The organism is Klebsiella sp. 7-CIP_Kleb., assembly GCF_050378655.1.
GTDB lineage: Bacteria > Pseudomonadota > Gammaproteobacteria > Enterobacterales > Enterobacteriaceae > Klebsiella > Klebsiella quasipneumoniae.
In genome coordinates, this window is record NZ_JBNRLJ010000004.1 from 275,232 (window position 1) to 291,153 (window position 15,922).

Here is a 15,922-nt window from a genome sequence, read left to right on the forward strand (position 1 = left end):
TTACTCCTGTTCAGTCAGACGACGCGCTCCATGGGCAGGCCCACGTAGTTTTCCGCGATGGTGGTCAGCCCGGCGCGCGAGCCCAGATAGTAGCGGCGATCGGCCGCCTGCATTTTGGCGTCGAATTCGCTCTGCTGCGGGAAATCGTGCAGCAGGCGGGTCATGAACCAGCTAAAGCGTTCCCCTTTCCAGACCCGATCCAGCGCTAGTCGCGAATAGGTCGCGAGCAGATCGCTCCGGCCATGATGGTAGTATTCGCGAAGGATCCGCCACAGATAGTTCACGTCCGATGCCGCCAGGTTCAACCCTTTAGCGCCGGTCGGCGGTACGATATGCGCGGCATCCCCCACCAGAAACAATCGCCCATATTGCATCGGCTCTACGACGAAGCTGCGCAAGGGAGCGATGCTTTTCTCAAGTGAGTGACCAGTCACTAACTTTGATGACAGATCCGCCGGCAATCGGCATTTCAACTCCTGCCAGAAGCGTTCGTCCGACCAGTCTTCCACTTTATCGCTCAGCGGAACCTGCAAATAGTAGCGGCTGCGAGTAAGTGAGCGCTGACTACATAAAACGAATCCCCGCTGATGATGCGCATAGATCAGCTCCGGATTGACCGGCGGCGTATCCGCCAACAGGCCTAACCAGCCGAACGGCCAGACGCTCTCGTAAGTTTTGAGGATGTCAGCGGGAATACTTTGCCGCGACACGCCATGGAACCCGTCACAACCGGCGATAAAGTCACACTCCAGGCGGCAGAATTCACCTTCGCTAAGATAGGTGATCGTCGGCCGGTCGCTTTTCGCGTCATGGATAGTCACTTCGCTCACGCCGTACACGATCGGCGCGTCGCTGGCGGCCCGGGCAGCCATCAGATCGCGGGTCACTTCAGTCTGGCCGTAAACCATCACGCTCTTGCCGTCGGTCAGCTCGCTCAGTGAGACGGGCACCCGCTGGCCGTCAAAGAGAAACTCCACCCCATGATGCACCAGGCCTTCGACGTCCATTCGCTGCGCCACGCCCGCTTCGCGAAGCAGATCGACGGTACCGCTTTCCAGAATTCCCGCGCGGATGCGCCCCAGCACATACTGCGGCGTTTGACGCTCAAGAATGACCGTGTGGATGCCGGCGTTGTGCAGGAGCTGCCCCAGCAGCAGCCCGGAAGGGCCAGCGCCAATAATCGCGACCTGTGTTTTCATAGGATTGTCTCACTTTTGCAGGGTTAATTATTTGTATATTTTTGTTTAATAAAAGTGCTTTCCTGCATTTTTGATAAGTCAGACGGGAAAAAGAAGGGATGAATGGCGACAAAAATTGCACTTTTCACCAAACTGGCAAAAGTGTGGGAAGCTTCAAATTCTGCCCCTCCGGCGGGCGGGAAATTTTTGCACATTATTTGATCCCACCCCCCTCAGCCGCCCAGGCGCTTCAGGTTAAAGTATCGGCAGATACCAGGCGTCGCGGACAGCAGAGGAAATATGCAGGTTGATCGGGCACAGCAGCGGGCAATCACACGATTATGCATCCAGTGTGGTCTTTTTTTGTTACAGCACGGCGCCGAAAGCGCGTTGGTGGAAGAGCTTTCAACGCGTCTCGGGCTGGCGCTGGGGATGGACAGCGTCGAAAGCGCCATCTCCTCCAACGCTATCGTCCTGACCACCATTAAGAATGGCGAATGTCTTACCTCCACGCGTAAAAATGTCGACCGCGGCATTAATATGCATGTGGTGACGGAAGTGCAGCATATCGTGATCCTCGCCGAGCATAAGCTGCTGGACTATCGCGACGTCGAGAAGCGCTTCGCGCAGATTAGGCCCCTGCGCTATCCCCGCTGGTTGCTGGTGATCATGGTGGGCCTCTCCTGCGCTTGTTTCTGTAAACTGAATAACGGCGGCTGGGATGGAGCGCTGGTCAGCTTCTGCGCCAGCACGGTGGCCATGTACATTCGCCAGGTGCTGACCCACCGTTCCATGCATCCGCAGATCAACTTCTGCATCACCGCCTTTGTGGCCACCACGATCTCCGGGCTGCTGCTGCGCCTCCCTACCTTTGCCAGCACCCCGACCATTGCCATGGCCGCCAGCGTCCTGCTGCTGGTCCCGGGCTTTCCGCTGATCAACGCCGTCGCCGATATGTTTAAAGGGCATATTAATACCGGCCTCGCCCGCTGGGCGATCGCCAGCCTGTTAACCCTTGCCACCTGCATTGGCGTAGTGATGGCAATGACCGTATGGGGGCTGCGGGGATGGGCATAATTTCGTTTATTTTCGCGCTGGCGGAAGACATGCTGCTGGCGGCGATCCCTGCCGTCGGGTTTGCGATGGTCTTTAATGTCCCGCGGCGCGCCCTGCGCTGGTGCGCGCTGCTGGGGGCCATCGGCCACGGTTCGCGCATGGTCATGATGAGCGCCGGTTTTAACATTGAATGGGCCACGTTCCTCGCCGCCCTGCTGGTGGGCTGCATCGGTATCCAGTGGTCGCGCTGGTATCTGGCGCATCCGAAGATTTTTACCGTTGCCGCCGTGATCCCGATGTTTCCCGGTATTTCCGCTTACACTGCGATGATCTCCGCGGTAAAAATCAGTCATTTTGGCTATTCTGAAGAGATGATGATTTTGCTGCTGAGCAATTTTTTAAAGGCCTCTTCAATCGTGGGCGCCCTCTCCATCGGCCTGTCGATACCCGGTCTGTGGCTGTATCGTAAGCGCCCTCGCGTCTAACCCCGGCGTCGCGGTAAAGCCGCGACGCTCCTTCCGCGACGGGCTCTGTGCTACTATGTGCAGATCACCCCACTCTTTGCAGTTCAGAGTTGAGATAGAGTTATGTCTTCGCGAATTTTAACCTCCCATTTTAGCGGCCTGGAAGAGTTCCTCCAGCAGCACGCGGCGCTGCTGGCGAAATCGACTGACGGCACTGTCGCCGTTTTTGCCAACAACGCCCCGGCGTTCTATGCGCTGACCCCAGACCGGCTGGCGCAGCTGCTGGAACTGGAAGCCAGGCTGGCGCGCCCCGGCAGCGACATCGCGCTTGACCCGCAGTTTTTCGACGAGCCCGCGGCGGCGCCCGTTGCGGTGCCGATGGGCAAATTTGCCATGTATGCGGCCTGGCAGCCGGACGCCGACTTTCAGCGTCTGGCCGCGCTGTGGGGCATCGCCCTGAGCCAGCCGGTCACCCCGGAAGAGCTGGCCGCTTTCGTCGCTTACTGGCAGGCGGAAGGTAAAGTGTTTCACCACGTGCAATGGCAGCAGAAACTGGCTCGCAGCGTGCAAATCAGCCGCGCCAGCAACGGCGGGCAGCCGAAGCGCGATGTGAACAGCGTGAGCGAACCCGACAGTCATATTCCGCGAGGTTTCCGAGGATGAGCATGAAAAACGTTGGCGATCTGATGAAGCGCCTGCAGAAAATGATGCCGGCTCATATCGAACCGGCGTTTAAAACCGGCGAAGAGCTGCTGGCCTGGCAAAAAGAGCAAGGCAAGCTGCGTTCCGAAGCGCTGGAGCGGGAGAACCGCGCGATGAAAATGCAGCGCACCTTTAACCGCTCGGGGATCCGCCCGCTGCATCAGAACTGCTCCTTTGATAACTATCGCGTCGAGTGCGAGGGGCAGATGAACGCCCTCGCCCGGGCGCGTCAGTACGTGGAGGAGTTTGATGGCAATATCGCCAGCTTTATCTTCTCCGGCAAACCGGGCACCGGTAAAAACCACCTCGCGGCTGCTATCTGCAACGAACTGCTGCTGCGCGGGAAATCGGTCTTAATTATCACCGTGGCTGATATTATGTCAGCCATGAAAGATACCTTCGGCAATCGGGAGACGAGCGAAGAGCAATTACTGAGCGATCTCAGCAAGGTCGATCTTCTGGTGATTGATGAAATTGGTATGCAGACGGAGTCTCGCTATGAAAAGGTCATTATCAATCAGATAGTTGACCGCCGCTCTTCCTCCAAACGGCCTACCGGTATGCTAACCAACAGTAATATGGAAGAGATGAATAAGCTGCTCGGCGAACGGGTGATGGACCGTATGCGCCTGGGCAACAGCCTGTGGGTTATCTTCAACTGGGAAAGTTACCGGCACCGCGTCACCGGCAAGGAGTATTAAGAGATTTCCGGACAACGGCGGCGTTATACTAAAGTGATTCTTCAGTCACGCTTATGAGTCCGTCTATGAAATCGTTAAAAAATGGCTTACTTGCCGCGCTTACCCTCAGCGCATTTACCCTCTCCGGGGCCCACGCTGCCTCCTGGCAGGATTCTCTCAACAGCGCCGCCAGCCAGCTCAGCGGCGGCAGCACCCAGGCTGGCAGCGGCGGCATGTCCGTCTCCTCGCTAACCAGCCTGCTCAGTGGCAGCAGCCAGTCGCTGACCGCCAGCAGCATGAATAATGCGGCCGGGATCTTGTCATATTGCGCGCAACAGAAGCTGGCCTCCGTGACCAGCGCCGATAACGTCAAAAACCAGGTGCTGGATAAACTAGGACTCAGCACGCCGGAAAAACAGAAACAAGACATCAACTATCTCGATGGCCTGCAGGGGTTGCTCAACAGTAATAACGGCCAGCAGCTGGACCTGAATACGCTTGGCAACAGCTCGTTGGCGAAACAGGTGAAAACCAAAGCCTGCGATCTGGTCTTAAAACAGGGCGTTAACTTCCTCTCCTGATACGTACTGCTAATGCCGCGTTTGTCGCCTTCGCGACGGCAGCGCGGCCTGAAACGGCTTTTTTCTCCTTTTTCTCCTTGCGCTTCCCCGCCACGCCGGCTGCGACGCCGATCAAAAAAGGCAACTTCTAAACCAATTCTGAATAACTGCACACTTTCATGACGCTAGAATTGCAGCAAGATGGCGCTGCAATTACAGTGTGGCTTGAAAAGTAATCTGTTCTGCCAGCCGATAACTGGCGTTAATGAGGATGAGCTGTGTCAGAGTTGTTATCCATCGCCTTATTTTTAGCTTCGGTGGTGCTTTATGCCTGGAAAGCGGGTCGTAACACCTGGTGGTTTGCCGCCACGCTCACGGTGTTAGGCCTGTTCGTGGTGCTGAATATCACCCTCTACGCCAGCGACTACTTTACCGGCGACGGCATCAACGACGCGGTACTCTACACTCTGACCAACAGCCTGACCGGCGCCGGGATCGGCAAATACATTCTGCCGGGCGTCGGCGTGGCCGTCGCGCTGGTTGCCGTTTTTGGCGCCCTGGGGTGGGTGCTGCGCCGCCGTCGGCATCATCCTCATCACGTCGGCTACAGCCTGGCGGCGCTGCTGCTGGCGCTGGCCTCGGTCGACGCCAGCCCGGCCTTCCATCAAATCAGCGAGCTGGTGAAATCGCAATCACGGGAAGGAGACCCGGACTTTGCCGCGTACTACAAAGAACCGTCGAAGCGTATCGACAATCCGCAGCTGAATCTGGTCTATATCTATGGCGAAAGCCTTGAGCGCACCTATTTTGATAACGATGCGTTCCCCAACCTCACCCCTGAGCTTGGCAGAATTAAAGATGAGGGCATTGATTTCAGCAATACCATGCAGCTGCCGGGGACCGATTACACCATCGCCGGCATGGTCGCGTCACAGTGCGGCATTCCGCTGTTTGCACCGTTTGAAGGCAACGCTTCGGCCTCCGTATCCAGCTTCTTTCCGCAGAATATCTGCCTTGGCGATATCCTGAAAAACTCCGGTTACGAAAACTATTTTGTGCAGGGAGCTAACCTGCGCTTTGCCGGCAAAGACGTCTTTCTCAAGTCCCACGGCTTCGATCACCTGTTCGGGGCGGAAGAGCTCAAAACCACGGTAGCGGATCCCGCCTACCGCAACGACTGGGGCTTCTATGACGACACGGTACTTGAGGAGACGTGGAAAAAATTCGAAGAGCTGTCGCAGTCCGGAAAACGCTTTTCGCTGTTCGCCCTGACGGTGGACACCCACCATCCCGACGGCTTTATTTCGCGCACCTGCGAGCGTAAACGCTATGACGTGGACGGTAAGAAAAACCTCTCCTTTAGCGCCGTTAGCTGCAGCCAGGAACATATCGCCGCGCTAATCGAGAAGATCAAAGCCTCTCCCTATTTCAAAAACACGGTCATCGTGGTCTCTTCCGACCACCTGGCCATGAAGAACAGCGCCTGGGATTACCTCAACAAGCACGATCGCAGCAATTTGTTCTTTGTCCTGCGCGGCGATCGGCCGCAGCAGGAGACCCTGGCAGTGAAACGCAACACCATGGATAACGGTGCGACGGTGCTGGATATTCTCGGTGGCGATAACTATATCGGCCTCGGGCGCAGCAGTCTCTCTGGCCAGTCGCTCTCCGGTATTTTCATCAATATGAAAGAGAAGATCCTGGCCTGGAAACCCGACGTGATCCGCCTGTGGAACTTCCCGAAAGAGATTAAAAACTTCACCATCGACTCGCAGAAGAACATGATCGCCTTCTCCGGCAGCCATTTCCGTCTGCCGCTGCTGCTCCGGGTGTCGGATCAGCGCGTTGAACCGCTGCCGGAGAGCGAATACTCGGCGCCGCTGCGCTTCCAGCTGGCCGATTTCGCACCGCGGGATAATTTCGTGTGGGTCGATCGCTGCTATAAAATGGGCCAGCTGTGGTCTCCTGAGCTGGCGCTCTCCACCGACTGGTGCGTCTCGCAGGGCCAGCTCGGGGGTGAGCAGAAGGTTCAGCACGTTGATAAGCCACAGTGGAAAGGCAAGACCGCCTTCAGGGACACCCTTATCGATATGGAGCGCTATAAGGGCAACGTCGATACGCTGAAAGTTGTCGACAACGATATTCGCTATAAGGCCGACAGCTTCGTGTTTAACGTTGCCGGCGCGCCGGAAGAGGTGAAACAGTTTAGCGGCATTTCGCGCCCCGAGTCCTGGGGTCGGTGGTCCAATGCCCAGCTGGGCAGCGACGTGAAGATTGAATATAAAGAGCCGCTGCCGGAGAAATTTGATCTGGTGATCACCGCCAAAGCCTACGGTCCCAATGCCAATAAGCCGATCCCGGTGCGGGTTGGTCAAAGTGAGCAAGTGCTTACTCTGGTCAATGATGTGACCACCACGACGCTGCATTTCGACAACCCGACGCGCAGCAACACGCTGACCATCACTCCGCCGGACCCGCAGTCCACCAACGAGGGCAATATCCTCGGCCACTCCCCGCGTCAGCTGGGGATCGGTATGGTGGAGATCAAAGTGGTGAAAAGCGAAGGTTAAAGCCACCTTGCCCGGCGGGTTTTGGCGCCGGGCAACGGTTTGGGTGGCGGGGTGTTAGCAATACAGCGGCTTGAGCTCGTCAGCCGACAGTCCGGTAATCTTCTGTACCGTCTCTTTGTCGAGGCCATTCTGTAACATGCTGCCGGCAATGCGCAGCGCCTCACGCCGGCTCCCTTCCTGTAAGCCCTCAAGGCGCCCTTCCTGTAAGCCCTCAAGGCGCCCTTCCTGTCGGCCCTCATGCCGACCTTCCTGTCGACCTTCCTGCTTAAGCTTTTGCGCGATAGACATCAATGTCTCCTCATACTGTGGCAGACGGCGGGCCAGCCGGCGGAGAAACACGCCCGGCTCGGCCGTGTTACCGTACTGCAGCATATAGTGAAACAGCATTCTCAACTGCCGGGGGCTAGTGTATCCCAGCATCACCACGGCCGCCAACGACTCCGTTATGTCGCTGAGATCGCGCTGGCGAATATGCTTTTGCATCAGCTCCAGCAGGGCGACCCGCCGATGCTGCACGATTTCATCGTCCGGCATGACCGTGACGTCGATCAATGGAAACTGACTGCCGTACAGCCTCTTCGCCAGCTGCGGGTCGGCAAATTCATCCAGCCAGTTGAGGGAAAAAGGATACGGACTGGTTGCGCCGTGATAAAACAGCATCGGCACCACCAGCGGCAGCGTTTTGTGCCCAGCGTCGAGGTGTCGCTGCATCGCGGCAATCGCATAGCGCATCAGACGAAAAGCCATATGGTTGTCCGGCGAGCTCTGATGCTCTATCACCACGTAAATATATCCCGCCCCGCAGGTGGTCCGCACCGACCACAGCACGTCCGAATACCAGGCGCGCAGATCCTCATCGATAAAACTCGCCGATTGCAGCCTCAGGGTAGCGAAATCGCACCGCTGGCGGATCGCTTCGGGAAGATAGAGCATGAGGAAATCATTCGCCGTCTCCGGGTGGCGAAGAAATCGTTTAAAGACCGCATCATGCGGCGTTGAGGTCATCCGTTTTTTCATGGCCATCCGCTTGCCTGAAAGAGAAGGAAAGCCGGACTCTACCACCGGTTTTTACCCGGCTGGATTTGACGATGATTTTCTGGGAAGCGCCTCGGAGAATAGCGGAGCGGCCAGTCTGACTGGCCGCCATGGGCAAGATTTAGTAATCAAACTGCCGGTAATAACGGCGGATATTCAGGTCGTGGCCGGTATGGTGCTCAAAGTGGGCCGCCAGCCGGTCCACCAGCAGAGTGGACACCACGCACGGCGCCATAATCCAGCGGAACGCATCATCAATGCCGTTCAGCGGATAGTCGCGTGGGTCGATCACCACCAGATGGTCAGTTATCTTTTCGGCAAAGCGTTCGACGCGCTCGTCCAGCGCCCGGCATTTCCCCTCGCCCTTCACCAGAAACAACGGGACCTCTTTTTCCAGCAGCTCCAGGGTGCCGTGGAAAAATTCAGCCGAGCTTACCGACTTCGTCCGCTTCCACTGCATCTCTTCGAGAATACACATCGAGAACAGGTAGACCTCACCCCACATTTCCGCGCCGCCAATCCACATCATATAGTCGCTGTCATGGTATTGCGCGGCAATGCTGTCCGCCTGAGGATCGAACTGGCGCTTGGCCTCTAGCAGATTTTCCGGCAGCAATTCCAGCTGGCTGGCAAAACGCGCATATTCAGCAAACTCACCATGACGATAAATGACGCGGAAGAATAACCAGTACAGCAGCATATATTCATATTCCACGCCGTTCTTGTGGCACATCGGAATATGCCAGCTGGCGGCGGCAGCCAATGGCGAATCGGCATGACGGGTAATGGCTACCACGCGTATCCCCTGCGCCTTGCACCATTCAGCAATGGCCACCGACTCTTTGGTATCGCCGGATTTAGAGAGCGTGACAACAACCGCCTCTTTATTTAATTTTTTATGCCCGCGATGAATTAATTCCGCCGCCTGCTCAAGATAAACCGGCACGCTGGTTAATTCTTTGGCAAACTCATTAATAGCCATCATCGGGGCCAGGGAACCGCCAACCGAGGCAAAAAATAATGCGCTGCAGCCGCTGTCATAAATAGCGTCGGCCACGGTTTCAGCCTGTTTACGCGCAGCGATGATCTCGCGAGCACTGGTCAGGTACTCGTCCTGATTAAAACCCAACATAGTTTTCTCCTGAATAATCAGATTTTACTTTTTAAGACGCGGTCAAAATCGTCGAAAATACGTTTAGCCAGATCGATGCCTTTCAGTCCTGCGGTATGCCAGGCGAGCATCTGCACTGGGACAATCAGCAACAGCGGTGCCAGGTGATGCTCGCACGGGCAGTTAAGCGCCAGCGTTTGTTCATCCTCTTCGTCGCCCAGCGTCAGGGTAAAGGCCCGGGCAATGGACGGCGCCATATAGTCGCGCAGCGCCCGGGTTCGCCCGTCCGGCGTATCTTCAATAAACAGCATCACATGGCGGGCATTGGCTTCCAGATAGGGGCCGTGCATATAGGCTTCCAGCTCAAAGCCGCTGGAAGGCACGCGCACCGTCTCGGTAAATTTGGTTTCGAACTCTTTCGCCACGCCAACCAGCGCGCCGTAGCCGGTAGCGACAAAGCGCTCACCTCCCCGCAGCGCTTCGCTATGCTTGTCGATAAAACATGCGGTGCGGGCGGTAACTTCCGGGATCGCCGCCGCCAGCCGCTGGAATTCGGCAAGATAGTGCTGCTCCTCGACTTCGCTGGCCTTCCCCTGGCTGCGGGCAATCATCAGCGCCATCAGCAGCAGATTCAGCACTGTCGCGCTAAAGCCGCGGGTGACAAACCCTACGCTCTCGATCCCGGTATTGATATCGAGAACGCCATCGCAAGCGCGGGCTATCGGGCTTTGCGGGTCGGAGGTCAGGGAAAATACCGGCAGTCCTGAGGCCTGTACCTTACGCATCGCCTCCAGCGTCGACGCGCTTTTTCCGCTCTGTGAAATCGCCACCACCAGATCGGTATGCGGGTCGATAGCTTCGTAATGGGTAAAGTTGTACGGCTCTTTAATGTCAACCAGCACGCCGAAGCGTTGTTCAAAGAAATAGCGCGCGCACAGCGCGGCGTTCAGCGACGATCCGGTCGCCAGCAGCAAAATACGGCGTACCGGGTGCTGGCGGGCAAAGGTCTCAATCGCCGCCAGCTTTTGCCGGTAGTCGCGCAGGATCTGCGCCAGACAGGCCGGCTCTTCGCTGATATAGGTCATCATTGTTGGTTGCATAGCTCACTCCCGTTAAAACAATCCGATCCACGAACCCAGAATGCCCACCAGCGCCATTCCGCCGATAATAGAGAGCGGTTTAACCTTGCGCCCAAGCAGCCAGTAGACGATGCCGAAACTCACCAGCGGCAGCATGCAGGGCAGAATGTCGTTGATGATGTCCTGCACCTGGGTTTTGGCTTCCCCGGCCCCGAAGGAGACAGGGATGGTGATATCGATCATTGAGGCGGTCATCGCCCCGACCACCATCAGGCCGATAATCGATGCCCCGTAGGTCAGGCTCTCCATCATTCCGCTCTTCTGGATCCGCTGCAGGACGCCGGTGCCCAGCACGTAGCCCCAGCGGGTAAAACACCAGCGCGCCAGAATGTGCGGCACGTTAAATACCAGCAGAAACAGGATTGGCCCGAGAATATTGCCCTTCAGCGCCAGGCTGGTGCCGATACCGGTGGCGATCAGGCGCAGCGTCCCCCAGAAAAAGGAATCTCCCAGCCCGGCCAGCGGCCCCATCAGCGAAGCTTTGACGTTATCAATGGCATTGGCATCCATATTTTTCTGCTGGCTATTTTTCTCCTCCATCGCCGTCGTGATCCCCAGCAGCAGGGTGACGATATGCGGCGTGGTATTGAAGAACACCAGATGGCGTTTCAACGCCCCGGCCAGCTCCTCTTTGCGCGGATAGAGCTTCTTCAGCACCGGGATCAGCGCGTAAACAAAGGCAAGATTCATCTGTCGCTCATAGTTCCACGAGAACTCCATCTGGAAGGAGCGCCAGAACACCCGGCGTAAATCACGCGGCGTAATTCGCGTTTCTTCCTGCTCCTGCGGCTGCAGGGTCTCTTCAGAAATCATCTTCGTCGTCATCGCTGACTCCTTGTTCTGTCGTGGTACGAGGTGCGCTAAATGCGGTGACGTTAACCATCACCACCGCCACGATGGCGCCGAGAATGGCGATACCGGTCACCGGGATTTTCAAATAGGCCATCAATACAAAGCCGAGGAAAAAGTACGGCGCCACTTTCTTGTTAATCAGCAACCTGGCGAGCATCGCGAAGCCGAGAGCCGGAATGATCCCGGTGGCTACGCTAAGCCCGTGTTTGATAAATTCCGGGATCGCATCGAGCAGAGATTTCACCGCGTTGCTGCCCACCAGGAATGAGACGGTCACCACCGTGGCAAGCATTAGCGACAGGCCGAATCCGGCGATCAAATGCATCCGCTCAATGCCGCGCGTATCCGCCCGTTCCGCATAGCCGTCCGCTTTCTGGCTGAGCAACGGAATGAACATCCCCAGATAAACGTTTTTCAGGATCAGGGTCAGGGTGGCGATAGGCAGGCCGAGCAACAGCGCCGTTTCCGTGCCCGCGCCGGAGGTGATAGCGAACGCCACGCCGAGAATACCGCCGGTCACCACGTCGGGCGGGATCGAGGCGCCAACGGAGAACGAGCCGATAAACGCCAGCTCTAGCGTCGCGCCCATGATGACGCCGGTCTGCACATCCCCCAGCACCAGACCGGTCAGCAGCCCGGTGACGATTGGCCGGGAAATCAGCGACGTCCCTAAGGCATATTCCGATTGCGCGATAAACGCCACCAGACCCAGTAAGAGAGCCTCTACCATAATCTGTCCTCCGGAATTACACGCATTCCGTAAAAAGCTGTTTGCGATCGTTCGGGACCTGGCGAATTTCCACCTCGACGCCTTTGCCCACCAGTTGTTGCAACTGCTCTATTTCCTCCGGCAGTAAATTAATCGCCTTAGAAATATTTTTACTGCCCTCTTTGGCCTTAATCCCACCGAGATTAATACTTTTTATTTCCTCAACGGCGCTGGCAATACGCCAGGCGTCATTGACCGATTCCACAACAATAAATAAATTATATTTATCGGTAACCCCACTTGTTATCGCTTCAATAGAATCATTTATATTTTTAATCACCAGCTTTACCGAGGGTGGTTTAGCAAGCTTAATGGTGGTTTTCCGCAGTTCATCTTCAGGGACACTGTCGTTGGCGATTAAAATACAATCGGCACCGACATATTGGGTCCAGGAAAAGGCTACCTGGCCGTGAAGTAATCGATGGTCAACCCTTAATAACGTAATCATCATGCATCCTCATTTCAGAAGTCTTTATCCATAGTCATCGCCCCGGCAATACTCTGATTGCAGTACTGAATGCTCTCTTTGGCGTTGATTAATGCTTCAGAAATTAATTTTTCGGTATTCTCTTCCGCTGCAGAAATAAGCAGGTCAATAATTAACGGTAGATTTAACCCAGATAATAAATGAAAGTGCGGGCGCGATAAAAAACGCACAAACTCATTATTGACGCTACCGGCGAAAATATCCGTAATCACTATCAGCTCATCCTGCGCCGGGAAACGCGCCAGCAGCGCCTCCACCTGCTGCGTCAGATCGACCTCCTCTTCTACATAGGCGCACAGAGTATGAATATCCGGCTGTTTACCGAGGATCAGCTCCACAGAGTTCAACAAACCGTTAGCAAAGGTGCCGTGGCTGGCAAAAATATAGTGTCGTTTCATCCTTACCTCGAAAGCGCATTCCACTGCTTTCTTAATTGCAACCGACGTGCCAGAAACAGTGGCGCGTCGGCTAACGTAAGGATAAAAGGGGGAGAAGCGTTAAAACTCTTGATCTTCCTGAATAAATTCCGTTTCCCGCGTCAGGATGTCGTGAATGTAATAGAGCTCGACAACGGGAATTTTGACACTATATCCGCTCTCTATGACACTAAAGGCCTCGCGCAGCGTAGCCAGCTCGCGCTCCGGACACTGCCTTCCCGAATAATGGGTTGGGGAAGCGTGGCGAATTAACCGCTCTATCAGACAGCTGATGTGCACATACAGCGCCACCTTACGTTCGTTGGGCACCTCGTACCCGGCCAGATGCTCATAGCGCAGCAAAAACTGCTCAACCTGATTGATCACCTTCGCGGTATCAAGGATCGTCACCGACTCAATCACTCGCCGCAGCGAGAAGTTTTTCAGGATCAGGTTGTTGATCTCGCTAACCTGCTCCGCCGTCGCCAGTTCGCCGAAGATACGCATCAGCGGGCGACTTCCTTCGCCGGAAATCAGCGAATCCAGCGAGATCCACGGGAGATCGGCAAGATGCGGATCGAGGGTGCCGACGATCGCCAGCACCTCGTAGCGGCTGAGCATCGGCTCCCGCCGCGCGGGATCGGCAAGGGTCTCCACATCACAGGCCACAATATCAATGCCAAGCGCTTCAGGGATGCTGGCTTTTAACAGCGCCGACAGGTTCGCCGCCGCGCCCAGTCCGGTGGCGCAGGTGGTCAAAATCGCCCGCGGTTTATCGGTCTGCGGGTAATAGAGTTGGTGCTCAACCGCCAGATCATCGCCGATCTCGCGGACGATATCTTCCAGCATATCGCCGTGCAAAATCCGCTCCCCGACGTACATCGCCATGCCGGTGGAGACATTGTTAATAATCGCCACCGGCGTGTTCAGACGACGATTAAAATGGCTGTGAATAGCGTTCAGGGATCCCATATCGACCAAAATGATCAGCCCTGACGCCAGCGCGTGGCGCTCAATGTAGGCCATCACCTGATTAGCGATAGCCTCCGGCGTCACGTCGAGCGGCATGTCGAATGACTCAAACAGCGGGCTTTTCAGCAAGCGGTTCGCCACGCTGGCAATGCTGCTGGCGGTGGCGTAACCGTGAGCGAGAATAATCGCCCGGGTCACCTGCTGCTGGCTAATAGCGCCATTTTTCTGGAACCACAGCACCAGCAACAGCAGGTCAATACGTTGGGGCTCAATATCCAGCTTCAGCGCCAGCGCGTCGAGGATCGCTTCGCAAAAGCGATACAGCAGCGGGAATTTGTTTGCCAGAAAATCCGCCAGCAGACGGATTTTCTCATTGCTCATCGTGGACGGCGCCTGACGGGATCGATGGATCAGGTAGTGGCTCAGGGCGTAAAGACAGTTACCGTTAAACTGGATATTGAAGCGTTTTTCCAGGCGATAATACTCCTCCCGCACCTGATGGGCGATCAGCAGCAACATCTGCGAGCTACTGGCATCCTGGTTATCAAAGATCAGCCGATCGAAGAGGGTTTCAATCTCCTCCCCCATGCTTCTTTGCGCCTCTTCCCAGACCGTTTTTTTATTCAGCACCGCTTCATGCAGCGCCAAAATCCGACACTGAACGTCATAGATCAGCCCCTGAATCGGGTCGCGCGCCCGCAGCAGCCAGACCAGGCTGGTCTGCGGCTCGATTAGCAGCGGCTCCTGCTGACCCATCGCTTCACTGAGCGCCGGCGTCGCCGCCATGATCGTTTCCGGCAGATCGTGCAGCGTCACGGTCAGCATCTCGCTGCCCGGAGACCTGGCCCAGGCTGATGCCACGGCGTACTTCACCACATTCTTCAGTTCGCCGACGTTGCCCCGATAAACGTACTGCGTCAGGACCTGCAAAAGCCGCGGCGTTAGCTGCAGCCGGGCGGCCAGCGTCCGGGCCTCCTGCCAGAAAAACTGCAGCGTTAGCGCCTCCTTCTCCTCTCGGCTGCGGTGTTGAAGATCGGGCAAGCTGACCAGGATCGGAATACGACGAAGAAAGGTGGTCAGAAAGGTGCTGTGAATCTCTTCGGTGGTGGCAAACACCAGCCGCAGCGAAATCGGCAGGCCTTGAGCGGTCTCCCCCACCCGGTAGATCTCCTTGCGATCCAGCCAGGTGAACAGCTTCTCCTGCCCCTGAGCATCCAGGCGGTGGACCTCGTCGAGAAACAGCATCCCGCCGTTTGCCGCCTCGAACGCCCCGGCTTTATCGCTCTGCGCGCCGGTAAACGCGCCTTTGACGTAGCCGAACAGGTTGGCGGCCAGCAGCTCCGGATTACTGGCATACTGCGCGCAGTTGAAGCTCACGAAGGGCGCATCGGGCGCCAGCAGGCCCTGGGCGATCGCGAACTCGTGCATCAGCTCCGCCATATAGCTTTTACCGGTCCCGCTGTCGCCGGTGATCAGCAGCGGTAGCCCGCCGTTGGGATAAAACAGCGCGGTTTTCATCTGCTCAATCGGTTTACGCAGGCTACCGTCATGGCCGGTCAGCAACGAAAAATGGTCCGCCTGTTCCGGCTGGCGGTCACTCTCCGCGAGCAGCTCCGCCATGCTGGCGTACTCGCTGCGGGAAAGGGGGAAGAACTGCTGGCAGAAGGCTTTTTTATGCAGAAAATAGACCGGCCGGGTGTTGATCTTCACCAGCACGTCCTGGGCGACCAGCTGATTGAGATAATGGCTGGCGGTATTTCTTTGCATCGCGAAACGCTGAGCCAGCCAGCTGGCGGTGAACACTTCGCTCAGGTTATCCGGATCGAAAAAATCGGTCTGATTTTGCAAAAAAGCCAACAGTTCCGTTTTACGCATTACATCCCCCCTCGTCGCCATTACGAAGAGATATGATGCGGCAAAAGAGAGGCTTA

The 15,922-nt window shown here is 56.4% G+C and carries 15 protein-coding genes; 6 read left to right on the forward strand and 9 right to left on the reverse strand.

What is annotated here, in order from left to right:
* Positions 1-14 precede the first annotated feature (14 nt).
* Entirely contained in the window at positions 15-1,199 is a 1,185-nt protein-coding gene (gene pobA, locus ACQUTI_RS16790) for a 4-hydroxybenzoate 3-monooxygenase (RefSeq protein WP_004886477.1), read from the reverse strand.
* A 279-nt stretch (positions 1,200-1,478) separates the two neighbouring features.
* On the opposite strand from pobA, the gene ACQUTI_RS16795 reads away from it, so the two are divergent.
* The 6 genes from ACQUTI_RS16795 (at position 1,479) to opgB (ending at position 7,210) form a co-directional block, all read left to right on the forward strand.
* Complete coding sequence (locus ACQUTI_RS16795; protein ID WP_017899102.1) at positions 1,479-2,255, forward strand: threonine/serine ThrE exporter family protein; 777 nt, start codon at positions 1,479-1,481, stop codon at positions 2,253-2,255.
* The gene (locus ACQUTI_RS16800) at positions 2,246-2,719 is read left to right on the forward strand and encodes a threonine/serine exporter (RefSeq protein WP_032455516.1); all 474 of its coding nucleotides are present in this window, start codon (positions 2,246-2,248) and stop codon (positions 2,717-2,719) included. Before ACQUTI_RS16795 ends, ACQUTI_RS16800 begins: the two co-directional genes overlap by 10 nt.
* Before the next feature lie 102 nt (positions 2,720-2,821).
* Positions 2,822-3,361, forward strand: a complete 540-nt coding sequence (gene dnaT / locus ACQUTI_RS16805) for a primosomal protein DnaT (protein ID WP_017899103.1) — start codon at positions 2,822-2,824, stop codon at positions 3,359-3,361.
* Positions 3,362-3,363: 2 nt separating this feature from the next.
* On the forward strand, positions 3,364-4,101 hold the full coding sequence (gene dnaC, locus ACQUTI_RS16810) for a DNA replication protein DnaC (protein ID WP_025999144.1): 738 nt from the start codon (positions 3,364-3,366) through the stop codon (positions 4,099-4,101).
* 65 nt (positions 4,102-4,166) lie between these two features.
* On the forward strand, positions 4,167-4,661 hold the full coding sequence (locus ACQUTI_RS16815; protein WP_428923323.1) for a DUF2501 domain-containing protein: 495 nt from the start codon (positions 4,167-4,169) through the stop codon (positions 4,659-4,661).
* 257 nt (positions 4,662-4,918) lie between these two features.
* Entirely contained in the window at positions 4,919-7,210 is a 2,292-nt protein-coding gene (gene opgB / locus ACQUTI_RS16820; RefSeq protein ID WP_004886458.1) for a phosphatidylglycerol--membrane-oligosaccharide glycerophosphotransferase, read from the forward strand.
* Between the two features lie 54 nt (positions 7,211-7,264).
* Here opgB and ACQUTI_RS16825 read toward each other — a convergent pair whose 3' ends face one another.
* The 8 genes from ACQUTI_RS16825 to ACQUTI_RS16860 all read right to left on the reverse strand — a co-directional run bounded on the left by ACQUTI_RS16825 (position 7,265) and on the right by ACQUTI_RS16860 (position 15,866).
* Entirely contained in the window at positions 7,265-8,233 is a 969-nt protein-coding gene (locus ACQUTI_RS16825) for an Rpn family recombination-promoting nuclease/putative transposase (RefSeq protein WP_162994611.1), read from the reverse strand.
* A 133-nt stretch (positions 8,234-8,366) separates the two neighbouring features.
* Positions 8,367-9,377 (reverse strand): SIS domain-containing protein, encoded by a 1,011-nt coding sequence (locus ACQUTI_RS16830; protein WP_004886453.1) that lies wholly within the window; start codon positions 9,375-9,377, stop codon positions 8,367-8,369.
* A gap of 17 nt (positions 9,378-9,394) precedes the next feature.
* On the reverse strand, positions 9,395-10,456 hold the full coding sequence (locus tag ACQUTI_RS16835) for an SIS domain-containing protein (RefSeq protein ID WP_094311800.1): 1,062 nt from the start codon (positions 10,454-10,456) through the stop codon (positions 9,395-9,397).
* A 12-nt stretch (positions 10,457-10,468) separates the two neighbouring features.
* On the reverse strand, positions 10,469-11,320 hold the full coding sequence (locus ACQUTI_RS16840; RefSeq protein WP_023319679.1) for a PTS system mannose/fructose/sorbose family transporter subunit IID: 852 nt from the start codon (positions 11,318-11,320) through the stop codon (positions 10,469-10,471).
* A complete protein-coding gene (locus ACQUTI_RS16845) occupies positions 11,298-12,077 on the reverse strand; it encodes a PTS mannose/fructose/sorbose/N-acetylgalactosamine transporter subunit IIC (protein ID WP_004886445.1) in 780 nt (259 codons plus the stop codon). Before ACQUTI_RS16845 ends, ACQUTI_RS16840 begins: the two co-directional genes overlap by 23 nt.
* A 16-nt stretch (positions 12,078-12,093) precedes the next feature.
* On the reverse strand, positions 12,094-12,564 hold the full coding sequence (locus ACQUTI_RS16850) for a PTS sugar transporter subunit IIB (RefSeq protein WP_004886443.1): 471 nt from the start codon (positions 12,562-12,564) through the stop codon (positions 12,094-12,096).
* A gap of 14 nt (positions 12,565-12,578) precedes the next feature.
* Complete coding sequence (locus ACQUTI_RS16855; protein ID WP_004886440.1) at positions 12,579-13,001, reverse strand: PTS sugar transporter subunit IIA; 423 nt, start codon at positions 12,999-13,001, stop codon at positions 12,579-12,581.
* A 99-nt stretch (positions 13,002-13,100) separates the two neighbouring features.
* A complete protein-coding gene (locus tag ACQUTI_RS16860; RefSeq protein ID WP_004886438.1) occupies positions 13,101-15,866 on the reverse strand; it encodes a sigma 54-interacting transcriptional regulator in 2,766 nt (921 codons plus the stop codon).
* Positions 15,867-15,922: the final 56 nt, after the last annotated feature.

Excerpts from the sequence above, each read along its gene's own strand:
- pobA (WP_004886477.1), bottom strand. The coding sequence starts at position 1,199 with ATGAAAACACAGGTCGCGATTATTGGCGCTGGCCCTTCCGGGCTGCTG.
- ACQUTI_RS16795 (WP_017899102.1), top strand. The coding sequence starts at position 1,479 with ATGCAGGTTGATCGGGCACAGCAGCGGGCAATCACACGATTATGCATC.
- ACQUTI_RS16800 (WP_032455516.1), top strand. The coding sequence starts at position 2,246 with ATGGGCATAATTTCGTTTATTTTCGCGCTGGCGGAAGACATGCTGCTG.
- dnaT (WP_017899103.1), top strand. The coding sequence starts at position 2,822 with ATGTCTTCGCGAATTTTAACCTCCCATTTTAGCGGCCTGGAAGAGTTC.
- dnaC (WP_025999144.1), top strand. The coding sequence starts at position 3,364 with ATGAAAAACGTTGGCGATCTGATGAAGCGCCTGCAGAAAATGATGCCG.
- ACQUTI_RS16815 (WP_428923323.1), top strand. The coding sequence starts at position 4,167 with ATGAAATCGTTAAAAAATGGCTTACTTGCCGCGCTTACCCTCAGCGCA.
- ACQUTI_RS16825 (WP_162994611.1), bottom strand. The coding sequence starts at position 8,233 with ATGGCCATGAAAAAACGGATGACCTCAACGCCGCATGATGCGGTCTTT.
- ACQUTI_RS16830 (WP_004886453.1), bottom strand. The coding sequence starts at position 9,377 with ATGTTGGGTTTTAATCAGGACGAGTACCTGACCAGTGCTCGCGAGATC.
- ACQUTI_RS16835 (WP_094311800.1), bottom strand. The coding sequence starts at position 10,456 with ATGCAACCAACAATGATGACCTATATCAGCGAAGAGCCGGCCTGTCTG.
- ACQUTI_RS16840 (WP_023319679.1), bottom strand. The coding sequence starts at position 11,320 with ATGACGACGAAGATGATTTCTGAAGAGACCCTGCAGCCGCAGGAGCAG.
- ACQUTI_RS16845 (WP_004886445.1), bottom strand. The coding sequence starts at position 12,077 with ATGGTAGAGGCTCTCTTACTGGGTCTGGTGGCGTTTATCGCGCAATCG.
- ACQUTI_RS16850 (WP_004886443.1), bottom strand. The coding sequence starts at position 12,564 with ATGATTACGTTATTAAGGGTTGACCATCGATTACTTCACGGCCAGGTA.
- ACQUTI_RS16855 (WP_004886440.1), bottom strand. The coding sequence starts at position 13,001 with ATGAAACGACACTATATTTTTGCCAGCCACGGCACCTTTGCTAACGGT.
- ACQUTI_RS16860 (WP_004886438.1), bottom strand. The coding sequence starts at position 15,866 with ATGCGTAAAACGGAACTGTTGGCTTTTTTGCAAAATCAGACCGATTTT.